The 23,129-nt window shown below is 63.0% G+C and carries 22 protein-coding genes and 1 pseudogene; 12 read left to right on the top strand and 11 right to left on the bottom strand.

Features of this window, described 5'->3' with window-relative positions; genetic code table 11:
- Nucleotides 1-305: 305 nt before the first annotated feature.
- The 3 genes from IM737_RS15770 to IM737_RS15780 all read right to left on the bottom strand — a co-directional run bounded on the left by IM737_RS15770 (nucleotide 306) and on the right by IM737_RS15780 (nucleotide 3,422).
- On the bottom strand, nucleotides 306-1,808 hold the full coding sequence (locus tag IM737_RS15770; RefSeq protein ID WP_236895435.1) for a tripartite tricarboxylate transporter permease: 1,503 nt from the start codon (nucleotides 1,806-1,808) through the stop codon (nucleotides 306-308).
- A 13-nt stretch (nucleotides 1,809-1,821) separates the two neighbouring features.
- A complete protein-coding gene (locus IM737_RS15775) occupies nucleotides 1,822-2,253 on the bottom strand; it encodes a tripartite tricarboxylate transporter TctB family protein (RefSeq protein ID WP_236895437.1) in 432 nt (143 codons plus the stop codon).
- Nucleotides 2,254-2,315: 62 nt separating this feature from the next.
- The gene (locus IM737_RS15780) at nucleotides 2,316-3,422 is read right to left on the bottom strand and encodes a substrate-binding domain-containing protein (RefSeq protein WP_236895439.1); all 1,107 of its coding nucleotides are present in this window, start codon (nucleotides 3,420-3,422) and stop codon (nucleotides 2,316-2,318) included.
- A 159-nt stretch (nucleotides 3,423-3,581) separates the two neighbouring features.
- On the opposite strand from IM737_RS15780, the gene IM737_RS15785 reads away from it, so the two are divergent.
- The 12 genes from IM737_RS15785 (at nucleotide 3,582) to IM737_RS15840 (ending at nucleotide 16,626) form a co-directional block, all read left to right on the top strand.
- Nucleotides 3,582-4,547 (top strand): Bug family tripartite tricarboxylate transporter substrate binding protein, encoded by a 966-nt coding sequence (locus tag IM737_RS15785; protein ID WP_236895441.1) that lies wholly within the window; start codon nucleotides 3,582-3,584, stop codon nucleotides 4,545-4,547.
- Nucleotides 4,548-4,610: 63 nt separating this feature from the next.
- A complete protein-coding gene (locus tag IM737_RS15790) occupies nucleotides 4,611-5,930 on the top strand; it encodes a lyase family protein (RefSeq protein ID WP_236895443.1) in 1,320 nt (439 codons plus the stop codon).
- A 131-nt stretch (nucleotides 5,931-6,061) separates the two neighbouring features.
- Nucleotides 6,062-7,210, top strand: coding sequence for a transporter substrate-binding domain-containing protein (locus IM737_RS15795; RefSeq protein WP_236895445.1), 1,149 nt, complete (start codon nucleotides 6,062-6,064; stop codon nucleotides 7,208-7,210).
- Complete coding sequence (locus IM737_RS15800) at nucleotides 7,207-7,833, top strand: ANTAR domain-containing response regulator (protein WP_236895447.1); 627 nt, start codon at nucleotides 7,207-7,209, stop codon at nucleotides 7,831-7,833. Before IM737_RS15795 ends, IM737_RS15800 begins: the two co-directional genes overlap by 4 nt.
- A 186-nt stretch (nucleotides 7,834-8,019) precedes the next feature.
- Nucleotides 8,020-8,892 (top strand): nitrilase family protein, encoded by an 873-nt coding sequence (locus tag IM737_RS15805; protein ID WP_236895449.1) that lies wholly within the window; start codon nucleotides 8,020-8,022, stop codon nucleotides 8,890-8,892.
- Nucleotides 8,893-8,917: 25 nt separating this feature from the next.
- Complete coding sequence (locus IM737_RS15810; RefSeq protein WP_236895451.1) at nucleotides 8,918-10,069, top strand: substrate-binding protein; 1,152 nt, start codon at nucleotides 8,918-8,920, stop codon at nucleotides 10,067-10,069.
- Between the two features lie 57 nt (nucleotides 10,070-10,126).
- Nucleotides 10,127-10,960, top strand: a complete 834-nt coding sequence (locus tag IM737_RS15815; RefSeq protein ID WP_236895453.1) for a branched-chain amino acid ABC transporter permease — start codon at nucleotides 10,127-10,129, stop codon at nucleotides 10,958-10,960.
- Entirely contained in the window at nucleotides 10,953-12,698 is a 1,746-nt protein-coding gene (locus IM737_RS15820) for a branched-chain amino acid ABC transporter ATP-binding protein/permease (RefSeq protein ID WP_236895455.1), read from the top strand. Before IM737_RS15815 ends, IM737_RS15820 begins: the two co-directional genes overlap by 8 nt.
- Complete coding sequence (locus IM737_RS15825; RefSeq protein WP_236895457.1) at nucleotides 12,691-13,410, top strand: ABC transporter ATP-binding protein; 720 nt, start codon at nucleotides 12,691-12,693, stop codon at nucleotides 13,408-13,410. The genes IM737_RS15820 and IM737_RS15825 overlap by 8 nt, the downstream gene beginning before the upstream one ends.
- Nucleotides 13,411-13,508: 98 nt before the next feature.
- Nucleotides 13,509-14,591 (top strand): amidase family protein, encoded by a 1,083-nt coding sequence (locus IM737_RS15830; RefSeq protein ID WP_236895460.1) that lies wholly within the window; start codon nucleotides 13,509-13,511, stop codon nucleotides 14,589-14,591.
- On the top strand, nucleotides 14,588-15,400 hold the full coding sequence (locus IM737_RS15835; protein ID WP_236895462.1) for a cache domain-containing protein: 813 nt from the start codon (nucleotides 14,588-14,590) through the stop codon (nucleotides 15,398-15,400). The genes IM737_RS15830 and IM737_RS15835 overlap by 4 nt, the downstream gene beginning before the upstream one ends.
- A gap of 20 nt (nucleotides 15,401-15,420) precedes the next feature.
- The gene (locus IM737_RS15840) at nucleotides 15,421-16,626 is read left to right on the top strand and encodes a methyl-accepting chemotaxis protein (RefSeq protein ID WP_236895466.1); all 1,206 of its coding nucleotides are present in this window, start codon (nucleotides 15,421-15,423) and stop codon (nucleotides 16,624-16,626) included.
- 781 nt (nucleotides 16,627-17,407) lie between these two features.
- Here the strand turns inward: IM737_RS15840 and IM737_RS15845 are convergent.
- The 8 genes and pseudogenes from IM737_RS15845 to IM737_RS15880 all read right to left on the bottom strand — a co-directional run bounded on the left by IM737_RS15845 (nucleotide 17,408) and on the right by IM737_RS15880 (nucleotide 23,119).
- On the bottom strand, nucleotides 17,408-18,016 hold the full coding sequence (locus IM737_RS15845) for a HutD/Ves family protein (protein ID WP_236895469.1): 609 nt from the start codon (nucleotides 18,014-18,016) through the stop codon (nucleotides 17,408-17,410).
- A 42-nt stretch (nucleotides 18,017-18,058) separates the two neighbouring features.
- Nucleotides 18,059-18,442, bottom strand: a pseudogene (locus tag IM737_RS15850) (urocanate hydratase); the annotation flags it as partial.
- A 29-nt stretch (nucleotides 18,443-18,471) separates the two neighbouring features.
- Entirely contained in the window at nucleotides 18,472-18,975 is a 504-nt protein-coding gene (locus IM737_RS15855) for a hypothetical protein (protein WP_236895471.1), read from the bottom strand.
- The gene (locus tag IM737_RS15860) at nucleotides 18,972-19,589 is read right to left on the bottom strand and encodes a hypothetical protein (RefSeq protein WP_236895473.1); all 618 of its coding nucleotides are present in this window, start codon (nucleotides 19,587-19,589) and stop codon (nucleotides 18,972-18,974) included. The genes IM737_RS15855 and IM737_RS15860 overlap by 4 nt, the downstream gene beginning before the upstream one ends.
- On the bottom strand, nucleotides 19,586-20,200 hold the full coding sequence (locus tag IM737_RS15865; protein WP_236895475.1) for a hypothetical protein: 615 nt from the start codon (nucleotides 20,198-20,200) through the stop codon (nucleotides 19,586-19,588). The genes IM737_RS15860 and IM737_RS15865 overlap by 4 nt, the downstream gene beginning before the upstream one ends.
- On the bottom strand, nucleotides 20,197-20,955 hold the full coding sequence (locus IM737_RS15870; protein ID WP_236895477.1) for an ABC transporter ATP-binding protein: 759 nt from the start codon (nucleotides 20,953-20,955) through the stop codon (nucleotides 20,197-20,199). The genes IM737_RS15865 and IM737_RS15870 overlap by 4 nt, the downstream gene beginning before the upstream one ends.
- The gene (locus IM737_RS15875) at nucleotides 20,952-22,016 is read right to left on the bottom strand and encodes a FecCD family ABC transporter permease (protein ID WP_236895479.1); all 1,065 of its coding nucleotides are present in this window, start codon (nucleotides 22,014-22,016) and stop codon (nucleotides 20,952-20,954) included. The genes IM737_RS15870 and IM737_RS15875 overlap by 4 nt, the downstream gene beginning before the upstream one ends.
- A gap of 2 nt (nucleotides 22,017-22,018) precedes the next feature.
- On the bottom strand, nucleotides 22,019-23,119 hold the full coding sequence (locus tag IM737_RS15880) for an ABC transporter substrate-binding protein (RefSeq protein WP_236895481.1): 1,101 nt from the start codon (nucleotides 23,117-23,119) through the stop codon (nucleotides 22,019-22,021).
- Nucleotides 23,120-23,129 lie beyond the last annotated feature (10 nt).

Raw genomic sequence — 23,129 nt, forward strand, 5'->3', positions numbered from 1 at the left:
GCGCATTGATGGAGCAGGGGCCGCCACTGGTCCGAGCGCACCAATTACTAGGCTGCTGCACTAATGGCGACAGACACAGGCGGCGTTGTGCTTCCAGAGAAGTCTTACTGAACCCGAAGCAACAGCCGGTCTGCTTTGCGCCCTATTTCTGCCGTTCGGGCTGGCATTCGATTTCCCCAAAGCGGTCGTTCTGGTTAGGGTCTCGCCCGCGTCAGAAATGGGGTGGTTTGCGGACTGGCTGCTTTTGGCAGCGTTGGGGGAATAGCAGACGGGGTTGCTCGCACGTCGTAACCCTTGGTTGGCCGCTACTCATCTTGGAACACCTCGCGGCGCTTGCGCCGGAGAGTGGGAAGCAGCATGAGCACGATCAGCAGCACCGCCAGCGCCAGCATGCTGGCGCTAATTGGGCGCTGCACGAAGGTGAGCGGATCGCCTCGTGAAAAAAGCAGCGCGCGACGCAGAAACTCTTCCATCATCGGGCCAAGGATGAAGGCGAGCAGCATTGGGGTAGGTTCCGCATCGAGCTTGCGCACGACATAGCCGGCCACCCCGAACGCTGCCATGCCGAACACATCGAAGACCGTGTTGTTGACGCTGAATACCCCGATCACACAGAACACCATGATGATAGGAAACAGGTAGTGATAGGGAATTGCGATCATACGCACCCAGATGCCGATCAGCGGCAGATTGAGCACCAGCAGCATCAGATTGCCCAGCCACATCGAAACGATGAGCCCCCAGAACAGCGTCGGCTGCTGTGTCATGACAGATGGGCCGGGCTGAATACCCTGGATGATCATGGCGCCGATCATCATCGCCATCACCGAATTGGACGGCAGACCAAGCGTGAGCATGGGAATGAACGAGGTCTGCGCGCCGGCATTGTTGGCCGCCTCCGGGCCGGCAACGCCCTCGATGGCGCCGTGGCCAAATTGCTCAGGGTGGCGCGACAGCCGTTTTTCAAGCGAGTAGGAGCCGAACGAAGCCAGCGCGGCGCCGCCGCCGGGCAGGATGCCAAGCAGCGAGCCGAGTGCTGTGCCGCGCAGGATCGGCGCAATGATCTTGCCCCAATCCTCGCGCGTCGGCATTAGACCCTTAACAGTCTTGGTCGTGACCGCGCGGCCGGCTTCGTCCTCGAGATTGGCGATGATCTCGCCGATTCCGAACACGCCCATGGCGATGACGACGAAGTTGATGCCATCCGACAGCAACGGCATGCCGAATGTGTAGCGCGACACCGCCGAATTCACATCCGTGCCGACCATGCCCAGAAGCAAGCCGACAAGGATCATCCCTAAAGCATGCAGGACTGCGCCGGAGGCCATGATGATCGAGGCGATAAGACCTAGCACCATGAGCGCGAAATATTCCGTCGGGCCGAACCGCAGCGCTACACTGGCCAGCGCTGGGGCGAACAGCGCGATCAGCAGGGTCGCGATGGTGCCGGCGATGAACGAACCGATGGCCGCGGTGGCCAGCGCCTTGCCGGCCTGCCCCTGGCGCGCCAGTTGGTAGCCGTCGATGGCGGTTACGACCGATGAGGGCTCGCCCGGAAGGTTGACGAGGATGGCCGTGGTCGAGCCGCCATACTGGGCGCCGTAGTAGATGCCGGCCAGCATGATGAGGGCCGCCTCCGGCGGCAGGCCGAAGGTGATCGGCAGCAGGATGGCAATGGTGGCGACCGGGCCGAGGCCGGGCAGCACGCCGATGGCCGTGCCCAGGACGGTGCCGATGAGGCAATAGAAGATATTGGCCGGGTTCAGCGTGACCGACAGACCAAGCATCAGGTTCGACAGGATATCCATGATGGTTCTCGGTCTAGCGGGGAATGAAGCTGAGCCAGGTGCCTAGCAGCGGCATTGGCACGCCGAGCAGGCTGACAAAGACGATGCTGCACACGCCGGCCAGCAGGACGAGACCGGCCAGGGCGCGCCAGTCGAAGCGGAATTTCTCGCTGGCGGCTGCGGCGATCAGCGTTGAGATGACAATGGCCAGAGGCAGGCCGAGCGGGGCTAGCGTGACGCCGAAGGCGACGACCGATCCGGTGATCAGCGCCATGCCCTTGAGGTTCCAGCCGCTGACCCGCGGGCCATCGATGGCGACGCCGCGGATGACCGCCACCGCGCCAAACGCGATCAGCAGGCCACTGATGATGCTGGGGAAAAAACCGGGACCCATCTGGCGGGGGGTGCCGAACGCGTAATGCTGGGCGATGGCGAAGCCGCCAACGCCCAGAACGAGGTAGAGCATGCCAATTCCAAGATCTCGCTCGCCGCGAATTTTTGCCGCCATGCTTGCTCCTCCGATCGCTTTTAGCCGGCTGGATCGCCGGTTGTGATTTTGATGGAAGGCCCTGCCAGTTCCTCCACCGGCAGCAGGCCCAGTTCAAATGGCCGGTTGGGCCGCTCCCACCGGTCCAGCAGCCGGGCGAAGACCGCATCCGCCTGCTGTTCGGCGCGATAACCGATAGTGTGGAACAGGCCCGCAGATTCTTCGGCAATATCGGTGCGGCCAAGCAGCACCACCGAGACATCCTCCGGCACACGGGCGCCGGCGCGCTGCAGCAGCGTCTTGAAGCGCTGGCCGCTTTCAATGCCCCAGACGATGAGGCCGGTCCGCTGGGCGCCTTCCAGCATGCCTGCCTCGACCAACGCCGCCACGACCGCTTCCTCATAGGCCTGCGGCGGCAGGTGCGGGATGCGCAGCTCCTGGCTCAGCCGGTCGCCGATGCCCGGTCGCGAGCGCATTGATCGATATCGGTGCAGGCCCATTTCATTGGCTAGAAACGCATTGGCGGTGGTCGCCAGCACGATCCGCTCGTGGCCTGTCTCGGCCAGCAGTTGCACCGCGCGCTCCACCGGTTCGCCCCATTCGAAGCCGACGGCGTCAATATCGGTGCCGACCAGCCAGGCCCCATCGACGATCACGGTATCGGTTCGGCGGCGGATGGCGGCGATCATATCGATCGGCATGATGTCGAACGAGTTCTGAACGATGCAGGCGTCGAAACGCGGCAGGGTCTGCAACACCTGTCGCGCATGGTCCGGATCGGAATAGGCCACCTCCAGCGTCACGTCGCCATGGTTGCTCAGCGCCTGTTGCAGCCGATCGAGCACCAGCCGTCCGCGCTGGTTCTGCAACGGCCGACGCAACAGGATGACGCTGCGGCCTGTGCCCGAATTGCGGGAGCGCTCAAAGTCGCTAGCGGGTGCCTCTGCGCCGCCGGTGAAAAAGGTTCCGCGGCCCACCTGGGACACGATCAGGCCCTCGGCGCGCAACGCTTCGAACACCCGCTGCACGGCCGACTGCGACAGGGAAAAATCCTGCATCAGCTGCCGGAAGGTCGGCAGTTTTTCCCCTGCTGCAGCTCCCATGGAGAGCTTGCGCAAATAGGTCTGCAATCTGTTCGGATCACCCATGGGCGGCATTTCCTATACAATGACGATACATATTGCAAGTGCACTGATGTGCCAAAATACCGCTTGCAATAAGTGGTGTGTAGCGCATATCAAATCCAACCTGACACAATATAACTACAATATATATTGTATCTGTCAAGATCCATGGAGGAGTGGAAGATGAAGAATTTGAAACGCCTGTTCGTGCTCGGCGTTGCCGTCTCGGCCCTGGTCGCCCCGGCGCTCGGCCAGTCCGACGGAACGATTACGCTGCTGGTCGGCTATTCCGCGGGTGGCAGCGCCGATTTCGCGGCGCGCGTGGTTGCGCCGGAACTGGGCGAGCGCTTGGGCCGCACCGTGGTGGTGGAGAACGCCACCGGCGCCAGCGGCATGATCGCACTGCAGAACCTGCTCAACGGCGGCACTGACGGCTCGATCCTCTACTATGGCGGCTTCGACACCGTCGCGGTGCCGATGGTCAACAAGTCGGTGGGCATCGACTGGAAGGTCGAGACCATTCCCGTGGGCCGCACGGCGATCACCTCGATGTCCATCACGGTGCCGGCCGCCTCGCCATACACCTCGCTGGGCGATCTCGTTGCGGCGGCCAAGGCCGAACCCGACACGCTGACCTATGGCACGCCGGGCATCGGTTCGGCCCAGCATTTCGTCGGAGAGATGATCTCGACCGTCGGCGACATCACCCTGGTCCACGCGCCTTACCAAGGCGGTGCGCAGGTGGCGACGGACTTGCTGGCTGGTCTCCTTGACTCCGCAGTGTTGACCACGTCGACGGCGCTGCCCTTCATCAAGGATGGGCAGGTTCGGGCGCTTGCCGTCACCAGCAGTGACCGTTCGTCCGCCTTGCCAGACGTGCCGGCGCTGGGTGAAATCCCCGGCTTCGAGGGTGTGGCGCTGCCGCTGTTCCAGGGCGTTTTCGTCAAGGCCGGGACGTCCCCCGAGATCGTGGCCGAACTCAGTGCGGCCATTGCGGATCTGGCAGCTGATCCGGACGTCGTGGCGCGTCTGGCCGAGTCCGGTTTCGTCGCTGCACCGCTCGAAGCTCAGCCGTTTGCCGCCTTCATCGACGAACAGCAGGCTATCTATGCCTCGATCATTGACGGCGCCCAGATCAGCGTCGAGTAACGCAAGGCCGCCGCGCGGTGACAGGTCGCGCGGCGGCATCCAGTTCGTCCAGGAAGCAATTCGATGTTTCAATCCGTCATCACCCGTCACTGGTTCGCGCCGGAGGCCGTTGCCATCTGGACCGACGCCAGCACGGTGCAGGCCTGGCTCTACGTCGAGGCGGCCCTGGCTCAGGCGCAGGGGGAGCTGGGGCTCATCCCTGCCGCGGTCGTGCCGGCCATCGTCGCGGCCTGCCGGGCCGAGAAGATGGATTTCGGCCGACTGAGTGCCGACATTGCCCATGCGCAACACCCCTTCGTGCCTGTGCTCAAACAGGTGGAGCAACTGGCGGGTGAACCGGCGGCCGGCTACCTCCATTGGGGCGCCACCACGCAGAATATCTTCGACACCGCCACGGCCCTGCAGATGCGCAGGACGCACCGGTTGACGGTGACCGCACTGTCCGGCCTGGAGCAGAGCCTGGCCCTGCTCGCCCGCACGCATCGCGATACTTTGCAGGTGGGGCGGACCCACGGGCAGCACGCGCTGCCAATGACCTTCGGCTACAAAGTACTGGCGTGGCTGGATGAAATCCGCCGCGCTCGAACCCGGCTCGAGCAGCGGATCGATGGTTCCTTCCCGGTCAATCTGGGCGGCGCCATCGGGACATTCGCCGCCATGGGTGACAAAGGGCCGGCCGTCGCGGCTGCGGTGGCGTCGCGGCTGGGGCTAGAGGCCGCCGAACTGCCGCTGCGCTCGTCTTTTGACAGGCCGGCAGACTATCTAGCAGCGCTCGCCTTGCTGGCACAGGTCGCGGACAAGATCGCTCACGACGTGGTTTTCCTGCAGCGCACCGAAGTCGGCGAGGTCGCGGAGGCGTTCCACGACGGAAAGGTCGGTAGTTCGACCATGGCGCAGAAGCGCAATCCATCAACGGCCCTGTTGCTGATCAGCCTCTGCCGATTGCTGACGGCGCGCGTGCCTCTCGCCACTTGGTCGATGCCGCGGATGGATGAGGGCGATTCCTCGGCCACCAACGTCACCGACATCGTTGTGCCCGAGATCGCCATTCTGGGCGTCTCGATCGCAACCACACTGGCCGGCTTGTGCGACGGCCTGGTCGTGCATGCCGACCGGATGGCGGCCAATCTCGAGCTGACACGGGGACAGATATTGTCCGAGGCCATCATGATGCGCCTCTCCGATCAGATGGGCCGGCACCACGCCCATCACGCCCTCTACGAATCCACCCAGGTCGCAACGGCCGAAAACCGGACGCTGTCCGAGGTAATGGCAAAGGTGCATCCGCAAGCCGGCCATGTCGCTGCCGGCATAAGGGTCGACACCTATCTCGGCGCCATCGGCGCATTGACTGACAAGCTGGCCCCCGACACTGCCGATTGACTGTTCCTCCCAGGCAGGTTCGCACCCACCAAACTGGCCCGGCACCTGCCGGGCCTCATTTTTACACGCAGCCACCGTTTTTGACACCGAACGAGGATGCAACTAACCATGCGCCAAACAGGGCGCACCCAATGAACAGCAAAGAACCCGAACCGTGGCGTGTCGGCGTCCTATTCTCGCGCAGCGGCGTGACCAGCATCACCGAGAGCGAACATTTCTTCGGCACGGCATTGGCCATCGAGGAAATCAATGCGGACGGTGGCGTGCTCGGGCGCCAGATAGCGCCGGTGGCCTACGATCCAGGCGGCGACAATTCGGCCTATCGTGCACTGGCTCGCGAGCTACTGACCGAGGAAGAGCTTAGCGTCATTTTCGGCTGTTCCACTTCGGCCAGCCGCAAGGCGGTGCTGCCCATCGTCGAACGGCACAATGGGCTGCTGGTATACCCCTCCATGTATGAGGGTTTCGAGTATTCCGAGAACGTCATCTATACCGGCGCGACGCTGAACCAGAATACCTTTGCGCTGGCCGACTACCTGCTGCAGCGATACGGCCGGCGCGTCTACCTCGTCGGCGCGGACTACATCTATCCTCGCGAATCCAATCGAGTGATGCGCGACCTGATCGAATCCAAGGGCGGCGAGGTGGTGGCCGAGCGCTACATTCCCCTCGATGCCGGAACTGCCGAACTAACCGCGCTGGTGGACGAGATCGAGCGGCTCGCGCCTGACGCCGTATTCTCGACCGTCATCGGCACCTCGGCGCAGGAATTCTACTCCCTATACGACGCACGCGGCATCGACCGCAGCCAATGTCCAATCGCCAGTCTCACGATGGCCGAAAGCGAAATCCGCGCCATCGGCTGGGAAAAATGCACGGGCCACATCTTGGCCGCCTCGTACTTCCAGAGCATCGACAGCGACGCCAATCGGCGGTTCGTCATGGCCTACAAGTCCCGCTTCGGCGAGGGCACCAATACCAGCGTCTGGTCGCAGCCTGCCTATGCGCAGGTGCATATGTTCGCCCGGGCCCTCGAGCGCGTAGGATCGATGGATGGCAGCAAGCTTGCCGCTGCCATGCTGAAGGAAGAAATGGACGCGCCCGAGGGAAAGCTGTTTTTCGACGAAGATACCCGTCACATCTGGGTGACGCCGCGTATCGGCGTGCTGGGGGATGGCGGGCTGTTTGACATCGTCTGGGAAGCACCGGCGGCGGTGCGTCCCGACCCCTATCTCGTCACCTCGCGCTTTGACGAAACCTGGTTGAGCGGCGAAGCATGAAGGGCGAGGCGCGCAAGATCCTTGAAGACCTGCGACAAGCCCGCGTGCTGGTGGTGCACCCGCGCGATGAGGACGCCGCGACGCTGGTGGATCACCTCAAGCGCCTTGGATGCGAAGTGAAAGCCACATGGCCGATGCCGGCCGCCCTGCCGCGCGATATCGACACGGTATTCCTGCAGGTCGAGAACTTGTCGACCGACGGGGTGACCACTTTTCTCGCCGATCGCAACCCGGCAATCATCGCCATCGTGACTTATGAGAGCCCTATCGCCCTCAAGGCGATTATTGACCTCAACGCCCATGGCGTGATCAGCAAGCCGATCCGGCCGCTTGGCGTGCTGACGCAGTTTGCGCTGGCGCGTTATAGGTGGGGTTTCGAGGGCCGGTTGACGTCCAAGGTGGCCAAGCTCGAAGACACTCTCAAGAGCAGGCGCACGGTCGACAAGGCGGTCAAGATCCTCGCCGAGCTCAACCGCATCGACGATGAAGCGGCCTATCGCATGCTGCGGGATCAGGCGACAGCGCAGCGTCAGCAGATGGTCGCAGTGGCCGAAACGGTCATCGCCGCGCAGGAGGCGATGCGAAATTTTGGTTTGATCATAACACCTTCGCCGAAGAATTAGACCGCACGACCGACCGACCAAATAATGTCCAGATACCCGCTTGACGCGGGCAAGTCTTCATGACAGCTTTTTGACAACGGGCAAGATTGCCCCGCGGCAGGACTGCCGCATTCACATTCGGCTACAGCAGCCCCTGGTTTTCGGACACGCGTCCGGACCAGGGGCTTTTTGTTTTTGGGGTATGCCTTGCAGCATCTGACTTCGCCCGATTCGACCGTCGTCGCCAGCATCCAGTTCCAGCCCGAATTTGGAGCCGTGGCTGCCAATCTCGACGTAATGGAACGCTTGATCCGGCAGGCAGCGGAGCGTGGCGCTTCGGTGCATGTGCTTCCCGAGCTCGCCGACACGGGTTACGTTTTTGAGCGCCAGGAGGAACTGGAGGCAGTTGCCGGCGCGGTTCCTCAAGGCGAGAGCGCGCGCCGCCTTATCGCGCTGTCCGAGGAACTGTCGGTCTACATCGCCTGCGGCTTGGCGGAGCGAGATGGCGACGACTTCTTCAACGCAGCCATCCTGGCAGGGCCGAATGGTTTCATCGGCAAGTATCGCAAGCTGCACCTGTGGAACCGGGAAACCCTGTTCTTTCAGCCCGGCAATCTGGGGCTGCCGGTATTCGACACGCCCGTCGGGCTGATCGGGCTGGCGATCTGTTACGACGGCTGGTTCCCCGAGACATTCCGCGCCCTGGCCCTGGGCGGCGCGCAACTGGTCTGCGTGCCCACCAACTGGGTGCCAATGGCGGGGCAGGCAGAGGGCGAGGAATCCATCGCCAACACGCTGATCCGGGCGGCAGCGCATTCCAATGGCATCTACATCGCTGCCGCAGACCGCATCGGCGTCGAGCGCGGCCAGCCCTTTATCGGGCGCAGCCTGATCGTCGGTCCCGATGGGCTGGCCCTTGCCGGCCCGGCCAGCGCCGCCAATCAGGAAATAATTCTGGCTCGTGCCCAGCTGGGCTCGGTCGAATCGTCACGTAAGCTCAACCAGTTCAACAACGTGCTGGGTGATCGTCGGACGGATATCTACGGTACGGACCCGTCCTTGTCCGAAAATAACGAATAATCGGCATCAGGAAAAGGAAACACTCATGACCAAAGGCATCACTATCGCCCTGCTTGCGGCGCTCTTGTCCACCTCCGCCCTCGCCCAGGACACCGATCCGATTATCATCGGCGTACCAGTTGGCCTGTCCGGCGCCAACAGCGTGGTCGCCCCCTCGGTGGTGCAGTCAGCCGAACTGGCGGTCGAACAGATCAACGCAGCAGGCGGTGTGCTGGGACGCCAGCTCATGCTCGAAGTGGCCGACGACGCGTCGGGCGCCGCCGGCGCGCAGCGCGCCTTCGACTCGCTCGTCTACCAGAAGGAAGTCGACGTCATCATTTCGATGGAAACCAGCGCCGCCCGCAATGCCGGCCTGCCCATCATCACCGAAGGCGACGTGCCCTACATCTACACCTCGTTCTACGAGGGCCGTTCGTGCAATGCCAACCTCTATGTGAATGCCTGGGTGCCCGAGCAGCAGGTTCCACCAGTGGTGGACCACTTCATGCAGAGCGAAGGCGCGACCAAGTTCTTCCTGATCGGTAGCGACTATTCGTTTGGCCGTGGCATGCTGGAATTCGCGCGCAAGTACATCGAAGAGCATGGTGGCACGGTTGTCGGTGAGGAATACCTGCCGATGGATGGTAGCGACTGGACCGCAGTCGTCTCCAAGCTCAAGGATTCGGGCGCCCAGGCAGTCATTACGTCAACGGCGGGCGGCGCGCCCAACGTGACGCTTACGAAGCAGATGCGCGGTGCCGGCATAGTCCTGCCATACGGCAATCTCGCCATGGATGAAGGGACCGCTGTGACGATGGGTGCGGACGCCGCGGGGATTTACATCTCTTCGTCCTACGTGACCAGCATTCCGTCGCCGGAAAACACCGCATTCAAGGAGGCGCTTGCCGCCAAGTTCGGCGCAGACATGCGCACCCCCAACGACCTGTCGGTCCCGCAATACGACGCCATCTACCTCTACAAAGCCGCCGTCGAAGCGGCCGGCTCAACAGAAACTGCCGCAGTCGTCGCTGCGCTTGCGGAGGTGTCGTTCACCGGACCGCGCGGCCAGGTCACCATGAATGAGCAGCACCATGCGCCGCTGACCATGTATCTTAGTCAGGTGCAGGGCGATGGCTCCGTGTCGGTGGCGGCCCAGTTCGAAAATGTCAGCCCCGGAACGCAGTGCCCGGATCTCTAGGCTGACTCGGGAGAGCCGCCTCCCTCGGCTCTCCCACCTTCCTTCCGCGAGGCTGCCATGACGCTCGTTCTCGATATCATCACTACAGCATCGGTGCTCTTCATCGTTGCGTCGGGCCTCCTGGCCATCTTTGGCGTGCTCAAGATCATCAATTTCGCGCATGGCGCCTGGCTGACCCTGGGTGCCTACTGCGCTGTACTGACGGCCAGCCTGGGCTGGAATCCTTGGATGGCACTACCGGTCGCGTTTGTGGTCGGCGCGGCGCTGGGCGGGATCACTGAGCAATTGATCGTCAGGCCGCTCTATCGTCGCCCGCTCGATGCGATCCTCGCGACGTGGGGCCTGAGCATCGTTGTTGGTCAACTCATCACGCTATGGTTCGGGCGCGACGTGCAGTTCACCCCCAATCTGCTGCCTGGAACATTTGAGTTTTTCGGCTTCAGTTATTCGGCTTATCGCCTGTTCCTGATCCTCGCCGCGCTTGTCGTCGGTGGCGGATTCTCGCTGCTGCTCGAAGGGACACGCCTGGGCCTCGCTGCACGGGCAGTCATCATGAATGAGGCGCTGGCGCGAGCACTCGGCATCAATACGGGTCTCGTCCGCTTCGCCACGTTCGTCACCGGAACCGGCCTCGCTGCGCTGGCCGGCGTGCTCCTCACCCCACTGACCAGCGTCGACCCCACCATGGGTGTCGCCTGGCTGATTGGTGCATTCATGTTGGTGATGGTCTCAGGCTCGTCCTTCGGCGCCCTAGCCATAGCCTGTATTGTTTTCGGAGGGGTACAGGTGCTGGTCAGCACCTTCGTCAGTCCCGTCCTCGGCAGCATCACGGTCGCCGTGCTCTCGGCCATCGTCCTGCGCGTCCGGCCCAGAGGATTCTCCAATGCCTAAATCCGCGAGGCTTCTGCTTCCAATTGTCATCGTGACGGTGCTGCTCGTTCTGCTCGGGCCGCTAGTCCTCGACCGCTTCACGCTCAACGTCCTGACACGGTCAATGATCTACGCCATGCTGGCCATCACGGTGGACCTGCTCTGGGGCTTTACCGGAATTCTCACCTTCGGTCAGGCAGCCTTCTTTGGCGTCGGCGCCTACGCCGCGGCAATGGTGCTGACCCACCTGGGCGGGGCGCCGCAATTCTTTGCGCTGGCCCTGATCCTGGCTCTCGTACTGCCCGTCCTGCTCGGTCTCGCGGTTGGTTGGCTGTCCTTCTACTACAACTCCACCCCCCTCTATGCCTCGGTGATTTCGCTCGTCGTACCCATCGTTATCACCCAACTGGTGTTCGCTGGCGGTGCATGGACCGGGTCCAGCAGCGGCCTGGTGGGGTATCCGACCCTGCCACTGGGACTGCATGGCTACTTCCGGTTGATCGGCGCCTGCCTCATCGTGCTGGCGGCGGCGGCTTGGATATTCATTCGCTCCGATGCGGGCAAGATCCTTGTCGCCATTCGCGACAACGAAGCCCGCTGCGCCTATCTCGGCCTCAATACCCAAGCGATCAAGATCGGGCTCACCGCCATCCTGGCCGGCGTGGCCGGTCTGTCGGGGTTCTTGTTCGCCAACGCTTCCGGCGTAGTTGCGCCGGAGAATACCGGCTTCGTCTTCGGCACCGAACTGGTGGTGTGGACCGCACTTGGCGGTCGCGGCACGATCATCGGGCCGATCTTAGGTACCCTTGGTATCGACTATCTCAGCGCCAACCTCTCGGGCGAACTGCCGTTCGTCTGGCAATTGCTGGTCGGCGGATTTTTCGTGGTGATGATCATCGTATTGCCAAACGGCCTCGCGGCTTTGGCTACCCGCCTGCTGCCCGACCGTTTCCGGGCGTCGCGTCCGGTGACGCCCGTGGGGCTCGATGTCGCGCTTCCGCCGGACAATTCCGGGCAAGCGCTGCTAAGCGTCCAGGGGCTCGAAATGGCCTATGGTAGCCATGTCGTGCTCAAGGGCATCAACCTCGATGTCGCGCCCGGCGAACTGGTCAGCCTGGTTGGACCCAACGGTGCCGGCAAGACCACTCTGATGCGCGCCCTCAGCGACGGCACGCTCGGTGTCGCCGGGCGGATCGCCATAAACGGCACCGACATCCGGTCTCTGACCCCGGACCAGATCGTGGCGCTCGGCGTTGGCCGCAAGTTCCAGGTGGCCAGCGTGTTCGAAAGCCTAACGGTGGCCGATTGCCTGCGCATGGCGCGGGTTGCACGACACAAGCCGAGCGTCACCGAGGCGACCAACGATTTGCCCCTGCCTTCCGCCGCCAGAGACATTCTGGCACTGACCGGGCTCGACGCCATGCTATCGGCTCCGCTGACCCAGTTGTCCCATGGCCAGAAGCAGGCACTGGAGCTCGCCATGGTGGTGGCCTTGGAGCCGCGCCTCGTTCTGCTGGACGAGCCCACGGCAGGGCTGACCAAGGTAGAACGCACCACTATCGGGAACATCTTGATCAGGCTCACGCGGGAACTTGGCTTCGCCGTCGTGCTGGTGGAACACGACCTCGACTTTGTACGCGAGATATCGAGCCGCATCGTTGTGTTGCATCAAGGCAAGCTGGTGCTTGATGGCACGGTAGCCGAGGTCGTCAATTCCGAAACCGTCAAGACCATCTATTCGGGAGGCGTTCATGCTTGATATCGCCAGCGCCACGTCCAAGCTCACGGTCGATGCCGCCCGCAGCGGCTATGGTGCCATCGACGTAGTTAAGTCGCTTTCCCTCTCGGTCCGGAGCGGAGAAATCCTGGTGCTGCTGGGCAAGAACGGAATGGGGAAGACCACGCTGTTGAAGACCATTCTCGGTCTGCTGCCGCTACGCTCGGGCTCCGTCCACCTGGATGACCAGTCGACAAGCGGACTTTCGCCGAACAAATTGATCGGCGCTGGCGTCGGCTATGCCCCGCAGGAGCAGCCGCTATTCCAGGATCTCAGTATCAAGGACAATCTCCGCCTTGCGGTAGCGCGGCGGCAGGACTTTGCCCCCGCCTTGGAGCGGCTGGTGCAGTTCTTTCCGATCTTTGCCGAGCGCCTGACGCAGAAAGCCGGCACGCTATCGGGGGGCGAACAGAAGATGCTCGTGCTTGGCCGCGCGCTGATGCTGCGGCCGCGCCTGCTGCTTATCGACGAAATATCGGAAGGCCTGCAGCCCTCCGTTGTGGATCGCATCGCCGGAGTATTGCGCAACGACCGGCAGGCCAATGGCACGACCATGCTGATCGTCGAGCAGAACCTCGATTTCGCCCTCAAGGTCGCGGACCGCTGGGCAGTTCTCAAGCAAGGCGAGATCGACGACACCGGGAATATGTCGCCCCAGGCGCGCGACACAATTCTGGGGCATCTCAAGATATGAACGGGAGTGGCGGGTCGCTCAGGCATAACGACGCATTCCTGCCGTATCCAAACGTGCCTGTCGCTTCCTACGTCGGAGGGCCCCTTTCGGACTTGACCTTGGCGGTCAAGGACATCTTCGACGTAGCTGGATACCCTACCGCCGCCGGCAACGCGTTTGAACTGGCGGCATCGGGCATCAAGACTCAAACCGCAGCGACGGTTCAGTGCCTGCTCGATGCAGGCGCGCGGTTCGTGGGAAAGACTCATACCGATGAGCTGGCCTACTCGCTGCTCGGCCGCAACATACACTTTGGCTCTCCCGCCAGTGCGAGGTTTCCTGGCATCATAGCCGGCGGATCATCGACGGGCAGCGCCCTCGCTGTGGCGGAGGGATTTGCGGACATTGGTATGGGTACCGACACCTCTGGCTCGATCCGCCTTCCAGCTGCTCTCAACGGCTGCATCGGTTGGCGACCGACGCACGGACTACTTTCGCTGAGCGGTTGCCGGGCGGTGGCCCCGAGCTTCGACACTGTCGGTTTGATTGTTCGCAGACTCGATGTTCTCGATCGGGCAATGGCGGCGCTGGGCGTAACGAATAACGGAGTGGCTCTAGTCAGAATGGTCCTGCCGGAGGAACTGCTCGACGCCTGCGAAGGCGATGTGGGCAGGGACTTCGTCGCTGCCATCGGCCACCGGGCAACGCCCGTTCGCTTACTGGGCGGCCTGCGGCTGAGCGAGTTGTCCGAAGCATTCCAGACTATCCTCTGGCATGAGGCGGCAGCGTCGAACGCTCGCCTCCTTGAAAGCGGGCCTGGCAGTATCGACCCCCAGATAAGACTGCGGCTCGAACGCGGGCGACATGTCCCCGCCTCGCAACTGGCAGAGGCACGACAACTCAAGGCGTATCTGAGCGACAGACTTGCTTTGCGGCTCGGCACGCGGGATGTGGCGATCTTTCCGTCACTTCCGGTCCTACCGCCCCGAGTCGACGCCACCCCGGACGAGTTTGATCGCTTTCGGCAGCGCGCGATCGCACTCACCTGCCTGGCGGGGCTAGCTGGGCTGCCGCAGCTCGTCCTGCCTCACGATGATGTCGCGCCCACGAGCTCGATTTCCCTGCTTTCGACCAGCGGCACCGATCGACAGCTACTGGACTTCGCCAGGCGCCTTCCCACCTTTGTGCAGGAACCCACATGAAGCCGGTCAATACCTTCTTCGCCAACATCCGCATGACGACGGCCATTGCGGTGCTGATGGTGCTGTCAATCCTGTTGTCGATCGGAATAGTCTCCGCAGCCGTCTACGCCAACTTGCGTTCGCAGTCGGAGGCAGCGGCAGCCGAACAGCAGCGCGTCAATCTCGGGATTGCCGCAACGATCCTCGAACGTCGAATATCGGGGTCTGTCGTGGCGTGGCTCGCCGACGGCCGCATCGAGTCGTTCCACAGCTTTGCCATCCCCCCGTTCTTTGACACGGCGATTGTGGGCTCGATAACCCGAGTGACCGGTCAAGAGGCCGCGGTCTTCGTCCTCGACCCGGAAACCGGTGCCTTGCTGACCAAGACCACAAGCCTGGTGGATACTGCGGGTCAACGGCTGGCGGACAGTGAGCTTCTCGCGGCCGGAGCTCCGTACCGAACCATTGCTTCAGGCCAGGCCTTTGCCGGGGAAGTGGCGATAGGCGGGCGCCGCTTCCTCGGAGCCCTGCAGCCGATCGCTACAGCGGAGGGACAGGTTCTAGGCGCGATTTTCGTAGGCACGCCGCTGGAGGTCGTTGCTGCCTCGGCCAACGGCGCTCTGCAGCTGATCGCCACGGTGAGCAGCGTGGTGATGGTTGTACTGATCGCATGCGGCCTGATCTTCTCTCGGCTCATTGCGCGGCCGGTCCCTCGGTTGGCTTCGGTCATGGAAACCATTGCGGCGGGCGATTACGATGTCGAGGTTCCCTACGCGCAAAGGCGGAGCGAGGTTGGTGCAATGGCGAGGGCCGTGAAGTTTTCCGCCTGAACGGGCTTCGCATCAGCACCATGTCCGAAGCGGAAGCGGACCGGATCCTGGCGCACGAACAGGAGCGCCAGCAGATGATGAGCGAGCTGCGGTCCGCTTTTGGCGATGTGGTGGACGCGGCCGTGGCAGGCGACTTCACACGACAGGTGGCGGTGGAATTTCCCGATCCCGAGCTCAATGCTCTTGCCGGCAGCGTCAACAATCTGGTCTCGACATTCAATCGCGGGGTGATCGAGATTGGTGACGTGCTGGGAGCAATGGCCCACACCGACCTCACGCATCGCATGGAAGGCGACTACGAAGGTGCCTTCGCAACACTCAAGGACGATGTCAACGCGGTCGCCGACAAACTCACCGAAGTGGTTGGCCAGCTCCGCCGCACGTCCGGTTCGCTGAAGACGGCGACCGGCGAAATCCTGTCGGGCGCCAACGACCTTTCCGAGCGCACGACCCGGCAGGCCGCGACAATCGAAGAAACCTCGGCGGCGATGGAGCAACTGGCTGCGACAGTGGTGAAGAACGCCGAGCGGGCCAAAGATGCCAGTGCCAGCGCCACGCTTGTGACCCGTGCCGCTGAGGAAGGTGGCCAGGTGATGGATGCTGCGACGTCAGCGATGGGGCGCATCACGCAATCGTCTGCCAAGATCTCAAGTATCATCGGCATGATTGATGACATCGCCTTCCAGACCAACCTCCTGGCGCTCAACGCGTCAGTTGAGGCAGCGCGCGCTGGCGACGCCGGTAAGGGCTTTGCCGTTGTGGCTGTGGAAGTGCGGCGCCTTGCGCAATCGGCAGCGCAGGCCTCGAGCGAGGTCAAGGTGCTGATCGAGCAGTCTGCGGACGAGGTGAAATCGGGTTCGAAGCTCGTCGGTGAAGCTGCAGGCAAGCTCAAGACCATGCTGGATGCGGCGCGCGGCAATAATGGCCTGCTCGAATCCATCGCCAATGACAGTCGTGAGCAGGCTTCCGCCATTGAGGAAGTGACGACCGCGGTCCGCACGATGGACGAGATGACCCAGCACAATGCCGCGTTGGTCGAACAGACCAATGCCGCCATCGAGCAGACCGAGGCGCAGGCAAGCGAGCTCGATCGGATCGTTGAGATCTTTGTGCTCGATGAGAACCGCCTCCTGCCGGAGCCCAGCCAAGCCTCGGTGAAGCAGCAAGCCTCTGGACCATCTCGCCTTACTAGGCCCGCGACAAGCGGCTCCAATCCTCGCGGGTGAACAGAGCCGCCAAACCCGACTGGAGCGAGTTCTAGCCTCTAGTCGGCCACACTTACCACAGTGGGACGCTCAAGTACGGCGACCAGCTAAAGGCCATCGGTTCATGGAGCGTCCAGTGGTTGCCTCGTACACTGGAGCGGACATCATAAAGGTCTCGGGGAGAGCTGAGGCACTGAGAGCTTCTCGGGCCAGCGAGGCACTGCAGCATGTGCGCGACACGATTGCGCAACTCCGTGAGGACGCGCAATTCATAGGATTGGTTCAAGAAATGTCGCTCGATAGGTTGGGCGCGCCGATTGGTGCGAGCGAGGCTTACCTTGCTGCTCTTAAGCGCCTTGCAACGACCCTGCAGAAAATTGCGGCTTTGCTCCAACCCATCAGCGGCCTCGCCAGCGGTGATGCGGTCGTAGTGGAGGATCAACAGAACCCATGATGGGCGGAGTGGCCGATCCCCACCAACCGACGACTATGCTGGCGAACACCCTAAGGGTTGCGGTGCGCGCCAAGCGAGGAAGCCCCCAAATCCCTCAGGCTCAACGAAGCCGAAAAGCGCGCCTCTTCGATGTCCGCTTTTAGGTGATCTGACGACGGCGCTTAATGACCGAGATGGGGTCGTAAGCTGCCGACCAGCAACGCGCCCCAATTCGGACCTTCGAGGCCAATCAGCAAACTCCTGAAAGCGGACGTGCCTCGGCCGTCTCGACCTAGCACCGACAACGATGTTTTCGAGGCCCATTCTCGGCTACTTCACAACCTCTCAAGCATTGCCTCTCGAAACCGCTCAAACCCGATACCCGCATGTGGCGGTGTGATCGCTATGGGCCGGTGATGCCGATGAGATAAAGCTCGGCGGGCGAGGGGGGGGCGACAACGCGATCGGAACCTCGTTTTTCGAGACCACCAGTGCGTCCAGAATCTCCATCTGCTCTGCAACAGAGCCAACGGTAACCCTGCAGGCGCCGTTGAAGACGATGATCGTCAACGGTGCTAGAATAGGCAGGGAGGTTGGCCGGTCGATCAGCAGGCGTGTCATGGTGTGAGCAAACACGCCGCGCCGGGTCATGATGTTGAGGTCGGTGGTGGGTCCGGCAGTCACGGTGGCGCAAACCTCGGCTTCCCCGGCAAAGGAATAGGGCGCCGTTGCCCGATCGAGCGCGACGCGCTGGTCTTCGACCTGCATCGAAAAGCCATCGCCAGCCATGACGGCGATGGTGCGATCTATACCTAGGAAGTGCGAAAACGGCCCCGACTGGCTGACCGTGGCGATGCTCAGCCGCCAAAGAAAATCCTGGCCCTGTGCATCATCGTGGTAGCTCGAAACGTCGCGGGTCACGCCACCGCCGTTACGCCATGGTACGATCTTGTGGTCTTGGCTGCGGATGATCTGCATGGTGACCCCGGAGAAAACGGACCCGCCTTGCGCCGAGTTATGTCAGTCGAGTATGCCGGGGAGATCGAGGCCCTTTTCGCGGGCACAGTCCATGGCGATTTCGTAGCCGGCATCGGCGTGGCGCATGACGCCGCTGGCGGGGTCGTTCCACAGTACCCGCTCGATGCGGCGGGCGGCGTCGTCCGTGCCATCAGCGCAGATGACCATGCCGGCATGCTGGGAAAAGCCCATGCCGACGCCGCCCCCGTGATGCAGCGACACCCAGGTCGCGCCTGATGCGGTGTTGAGAAGGGCATTGAGCAGCGGCCAATCGGACACGGCGTCCGAGCCGCCCCTCATGGCCTCGGTTTCCCGATTGGGCGATGCCACCGATCCCGAATCGAGATGGTCCCGACCGATCACCACGGGCGCCTTGAGCTCGCCATTAGGAAAAGCCTGATATCCTCAGCTGGGCTCTACGTGACGTCATACACCTCTGCTGCGGCGGTCGCTAACAAACGCTGCGCCATCTCTTGCGTGAGGTAGGTCAGTCGCACCTCATCCTCGTGGGTGCGGTCCGCCTTGCGGCCGAGCGCGATGAATTCATCCCGGACAATACCGTCGCGCAGCTGCAGCCGGACTGTGGTCTCGCGATAGGACAGCACGAAGACATAGCGCGCGAGGGTCTCGCCGCGTTCGGGGCACTCCAGCGCAGCATCGACGACGTAACGGTCCTCGGTCAGCGAGCGAGTGACCATTTCAAAGGCATCGCGTGCGCCCGGGCCGCGGAACGCAGTGCGGATGGCGATTTCGCGGCGTTCCGGCGGAGCGCCATTGTCGAGCAGCGGCAGAGCTCTCTGCATGACCTTAAAGGCATGTGCGACACCGCCGGGAAAGCCGAAGCCGTGGAACAGCATCAGGTCGGCATAGCGATAGGCGAGTTCCTTACCGTCCTCGCGTACAGTGATCTGGTCGGTCATGCGGGGTCCTTGTCGAGCGTTTCGCGCATCCAGGGCAGGAAGCCATCCAGGAAGCGCGTGGTGGCAGGCATGAAATGGCTGCCGTGGTGGAAGAAGGGGTCGAGGCTGGTAATGACCATCCGGCCCTTGGTCGTCACTTCATCGATATAGAGAATAGGCTTGCCTTCGCCATTGACGGCCAGCACCTCGGCGCCATTAGGCACGTCGAACCAGCCATGCAGGTGCCAGGTGATGTCGCGCTGGGCCAGGCGTTCAAACAGCGAATGCTCCGATTTGGTGATCCGCACGCCCAGATCGGCGCCTGGCGTCAGCCACCACCAGAAATTGGTGGACTGGGGCGTGAAGCTTATGCCGGGGAGGAACAGCTGGCTCTCGCTCTCGCCAGTGGCGATGATGGTGCCACCATTGTCGAGATAGGCGCGAAGCTGCGGTTTGTGTTCTTCCATACGGTCGGCCGGGGTGCGGCAGGGGATGAGCACTACGGCGTGTTCCTCAAGCCGTTCCGCGGCGAGGTCTTCGGGACGGACCAGCCGATCAAAGTGGTCGGCATAGCGTGGCGCTTCGAGGCTTTCGATGTGGTAATATGCGCCCGGATGGATGGCCAGAATGCTCATGGGCAGATCTCCCCGGCGCACCAGGCAAGGATGCGTTCCACCGGCACGCCGCTGGTGCCGCGGGAGCCGCCTTGGCCCGTCATGCCGCCAACGTCGTTGCCGGCGTGCGAAAAGATGCGACCTCCCGATGGCAGGGCCCAGTCCCAGTCGATCGGCAACAGGTCCGGCCCGATGCCAGTGACCGGCTGGCCGCCCGGCGGTAGCGGGTTGTAGCCACGTCCGTAAAAGCCGGCGACGCCGTTGTTTTCCTCAAGGCTGGTCGGGTCGATGCCGGCGAAGATGGGGTGCTCGCTGAGCCGGGTGAGCGCGTAATCGGCGCGTTTGGGCTTGGAGAGGGGCCGATAGACATCGAGCCCGTCGACGAAGCGACGCAACATATGGCCATTGAAAAACCAGCGGCCACCCCGATCGAGCATGGACTGCAGCGCAGTGGAATGAGCGAGGAACCCGATCTGGTCGAGATGCTGGGTGGTGATCAGCCCGCTGGCGGCGATGAAGTCGGCGGCGGTGAGGTTGCGCTCGCGCACGCTCCTGGCGCGCCCTTCGGCGACCGCGGCGGCATAAGGGGCAGGGATGGGTCCGAAATGGGAGTGAATCAGCAGCAGGCTCATGCCGCGCGCCTTCCCGCAAAGGCCGGCAAGACGCAGCGGTGTATGGCACCGTCGGCAGCGCTGAGATCGACCATGCGCATGGCGACGCCGTAGAGGCGCTCAAGGTGATGCGGCAGAATGGTCTCCTCGACCGGCCCAAACAGGGCTTCGCCTTCGGGCATCATCAGCAGGGCATCATCCGCCGCCGCAAGGGCGTGGTTGGGATCGTGCGTGGTAAAGACAATGGCGCGGTCGCGTTGCTGGCGCAGATCGTCCAGCAGGGTCAGCAGCCGCTGCTGGTTGTGCAGGTCAAGCGCTGAGCCGGGTTCGTCGAGCACCAGGACATCCGAGCCGGTGGCCAGCGCCCGGGCTAGCAGCACGAGCTGACGCTCGCCGCCTGACAGCCGGTCGAACCGTTCGCCGGCAAAGCGGGTGGCGCCAACCTGGTCGAGCGCGGCATTGGCCGCCGCGATATCGGCGGGGGTCGGTTGTCCGAAGAGGCCAAGGCCGGCAGCGCGACCCATCACCACCACGTCAAGCACGCCATAGCTCTGGTTGCTCGACGCATATTGGGGAACATAGCCGACAATGGATGGGGCCGTACGGATGCCACTGTTCAGCGGTTGGAAACCCAGCATGGCGCGCAGGGCCGTGGTCTTGCCGCGGCCATTGGGGCCAAGAATGGCGAGGCTGCGACCCCGCGCGGCAGCAAAGGTCAAGCCATCAAGGATAGTGCGGGACCCGAAACGGACCGTGGCATTGGTGAGGCCGATCATCGTGCTTCCTTGTCGCGATAGTGCTGGCGCAGCAGCAGGGCAAAAACCGGGGCGCCGACAATGGCCGTCAGTACGCCCAAGGGGATCTCGGCAGCAGTGACCGTGCGCGCCAGCGTATCGATGGTGACCATGAAGGCGGCGCCGAGCAGGGCGGTGGCCGGCAGCAGCCGACGGTGGTCATGGCCCACGATCAGCCGCGCGGCATGGGGGATGACGAGGCCGACCCAACCGACAATGCCGGACACCGCGACCTGGCTGCCCACGATCAACGCGACCAGCGCAAAGACCAGCCAGCGCTCGAGGTCCGGCCGCGCGCCAAGGCTGCGGGCTTCGCTGTCATCGAGCGAGAGAATATTGAGGCGGAAGCGCAAGGCCCAGAGTAGGCCCATGCCGACCACGAGGCCCGGGGTCGAGACCAGAACGCGGTCCCAGGTAGCGGTCGCAAACGAGCCCATCAGCCAATAGACGATGGCGGGCAGGGAACTGTTGGGATCGGCGAGGAACTGCAGCAGCGAGACAAAGGCGGAAAAAAGCGAGCCGATGACCATGCCGGACAGAATGACGGTGATGATCTCGGTGCGGCCATCGATGCGAGCCAGGAGGCCCACCAGAATCAGAGCCGAGAAGCCGGCGATGAAGACGGCCAGCAGCAGCGGCACGCCCCAGATGCCCATGGTAATCGCCAGCGCCCCACCAAAGGCAGCGCCTTGGGAAATCCCCAGGACCTCGGGCGATACGAGGGGATTGCGGAACACGCCCTGGAGGGCCACGCCGGCAATGGCGAGGGCTGCCCCGGACATGGCGGCGATGATGACGCGGGGCGTCCGCACCAGCAGCACGATGCGCTCGTCCATGGACTCGACGACGCGGCCGGGCTGGGCCATCGCTCCGCCGAGGATTTCGAGGGCCCGCAGCGCCGAGACCGAGTATCGGCCGACGCAAAGGCTGATCACGATGCTGACGACGAGCGCCGCGAGAAAGAGAGCAAAGATCAGCGCTGTTCGCGTCCACCCCCGAGCGCGGGGGGCAATGTCCCCCGCTTCCTCAACAAGCGCGGTCATGGTCAGTTGGCCGCGAACTGGTCGTAGCCAAGACCGGTCCCCTGCTCGGCGGTCCAGATGATGCCGTCGATATCCCCGTCGGTCAGCTCGTAATTGTAGAGCGTTTGGTAGGCCGCAGTCATTTCGGCGCGAAGGTCATAGTCGAACAGGGCGGGGTGCAGCAACTCGGCCAGCCACATCCAGGTCAGTGGCGATTCCTGGCTGGGCGGATCCCAGCGGTAGCCGCCCAGCGGCATCTTGTAGACGCGGTGATTCTGCGCGGCCCTGGTGAGCGAGAGGATTGGATCGTCATAGACCCAGCTGACGTCCAGCTCCGGTTCGAAGCTGTTGAGCAGGATGACTTCGGGGTCCCACTGGGCGATCTGCTCGCGGTTGATCGACACGCTGCCGTCGAGTTCGGCGGCGGCGTTCTTGCCACCGGCCAGCTCGATATACCAGGAGCTGTACTGCCCCTGGTTCCCGGCTGCCGTGATGTCGGAGAGCGAGCGGCCGAGATAGAGCACGCTAGGGCGGTCTGCCTCACCAAGGTCGGCGGTCTTGGCGGCAATGTCCTGCTGCACGCGGTCACGCCATTCGACCAGTTCGCCGATGCGCTCGGGCTTGCCAATGGCCGTTGCCACCATGGTCATATACTGGCGGGTCAGCTCTTCGGTGCCGTATTTGATCAGCACGGTGCTGAGGCCGGCATTGATGATCGGATCGACAATTTCGGGACCGCGGCCCGCCCATTGAATGACCAAGTCCGGATTGACTGCGGCCAGAGCTTCGACGTTGGGGACGAAATCCGTGCCGGTGACGGCGTCGGAAACGTCGAGAGCCTCCGGAAAAATCTTGCCCAGAATACCTTCGCGAATGGCAGTCAGCGACAGCGGGTTGAGGCCCACCAGCCGATTGGAAGATCCATCGAGTGCGATGACGCCCGAGGCCATCGGCATGGGGATGGTCACCACCCGCGAGGCCGGCTCGGTTAGCACGACTTCGCGGCTTTCGTGGTCGGTGATGACGATATCTTCGGCAAGAGCTGGAAGGCCTGCGGAACTTGCGGCCATCAGGCAGGTCAGGGCGGCAGGAATGAAGGGATGGCAGGGCCGATTTGGGGTCATTCGTGGTTCT

Source organism: Devosia sp. SL43, assembly GCF_021729885.1.
In the GTDB taxonomy this organism is placed as follows: Bacteria; Pseudomonadota; Alphaproteobacteria; order Rhizobiales; family Devosiaceae; genus Devosia.

Bases quoted from the DNA above. Each gene is read 5' to 3' on its own strand.
- IM737_RS15835 (WP_236895462.1), top strand. From the start codon at position 14,588: ATGAAGCCGGTCAATACCTTCTTCGCCAACATCCGCATGACGACGGCC.
- IM737_RS15855 (WP_236895471.1), bottom strand. From the start codon at position 18,975: ATGACCGACCAGATCACTGTACGCGAGGACGGTAAGGAACTCGCCTAT.
- IM737_RS15860 (WP_236895473.1), bottom strand. From the start codon at position 19,589: ATGAGCATTCTGGCCATCCATCCGGGCGCATATTACCACATCGAAAGC.
- IM737_RS15880 (WP_236895481.1), bottom strand. From the start codon at position 23,119: ATGACCCCAAATCGGCCCTGCCATCCCTTCATTCCTGCCGCCCTGACC.
- IM737_RS15770 (WP_236895435.1), bottom strand. From the start codon at position 1,808: ATGGATATCCTGTCGAACCTGATGCTTGGTCTGTCGGTCACGCTGAAC.
- IM737_RS15810 (WP_236895451.1), top strand. From the start codon at position 8,918: ATGACCAAAGGCATCACTATCGCCCTGCTTGCGGCGCTCTTGTCCACC.
- IM737_RS15815 (WP_236895453.1), top strand. From the start codon at position 10,127: ATGACGCTCGTTCTCGATATCATCACTACAGCATCGGTGCTCTTCATC.
- IM737_RS15875 (WP_236895479.1), bottom strand. From the start codon at position 22,016: ATGACCGCGCTTGTTGAGGAAGCGGGGGACATTGCCCCCCGCGCTCGG.
- IM737_RS15795 (WP_236895445.1), top strand. From the start codon at position 6,062: ATGAACAGCAAAGAACCCGAACCGTGGCGTGTCGGCGTCCTATTCTCG.
- IM737_RS15825 (WP_236895457.1), top strand. From the start codon at position 12,691: ATGCTTGATATCGCCAGCGCCACGTCCAAGCTCACGGTCGATGCCGCC.
- IM737_RS15845 (WP_236895469.1), bottom strand. From the start codon at position 18,016: ATGCAGATCATCCGCAGCCAAGACCACAAGATCGTACCATGGCGTAAC.
- IM737_RS15775 (WP_236895437.1), bottom strand. From the start codon at position 2,253: ATGCTCTACCTCGTTCTGGGCGTTGGCGGCTTCGCCATCGCCCAGCAT.
- IM737_RS15790 (WP_236895443.1), top strand. From the start codon at position 4,611: ATGTTTCAATCCGTCATCACCCGTCACTGGTTCGCGCCGGAGGCCGTT.
- IM737_RS15840 (WP_236895466.1), top strand. From the start codon at position 15,421: ATGTCCGAAGCGGAAGCGGACCGGATCCTGGCGCACGAACAGGAGCGC.
- IM737_RS15865 (WP_236895475.1), bottom strand. From the start codon at position 20,200: ATGAGCCTGCTGCTGATTCACTCCCATTTCGGACCCATCCCTGCCCCT.
- IM737_RS15800 (WP_236895447.1), top strand. From the start codon at position 7,207: ATGAAGGGCGAGGCGCGCAAGATCCTTGAAGACCTGCGACAAGCCCGC.
- IM737_RS15785 (WP_236895441.1), top strand. From the start codon at position 3,582: ATGAAGAATTTGAAACGCCTGTTCGTGCTCGGCGTTGCCGTCTCGGCC.
- IM737_RS15870 (WP_236895477.1), bottom strand. From the start codon at position 20,955: ATGATCGGCCTCACCAATGCCACGGTCCGTTTCGGGTCCCGCACTATC.
- IM737_RS15780 (WP_236895439.1), bottom strand. From the start codon at position 3,422: ATGGGTGATCCGAACAGATTGCAGACCTATTTGCGCAAGCTCTCCATG.
- IM737_RS15820 (WP_236895455.1), top strand. From the start codon at position 10,953: ATGCCTAAATCCGCGAGGCTTCTGCTTCCAATTGTCATCGTGACGGTG.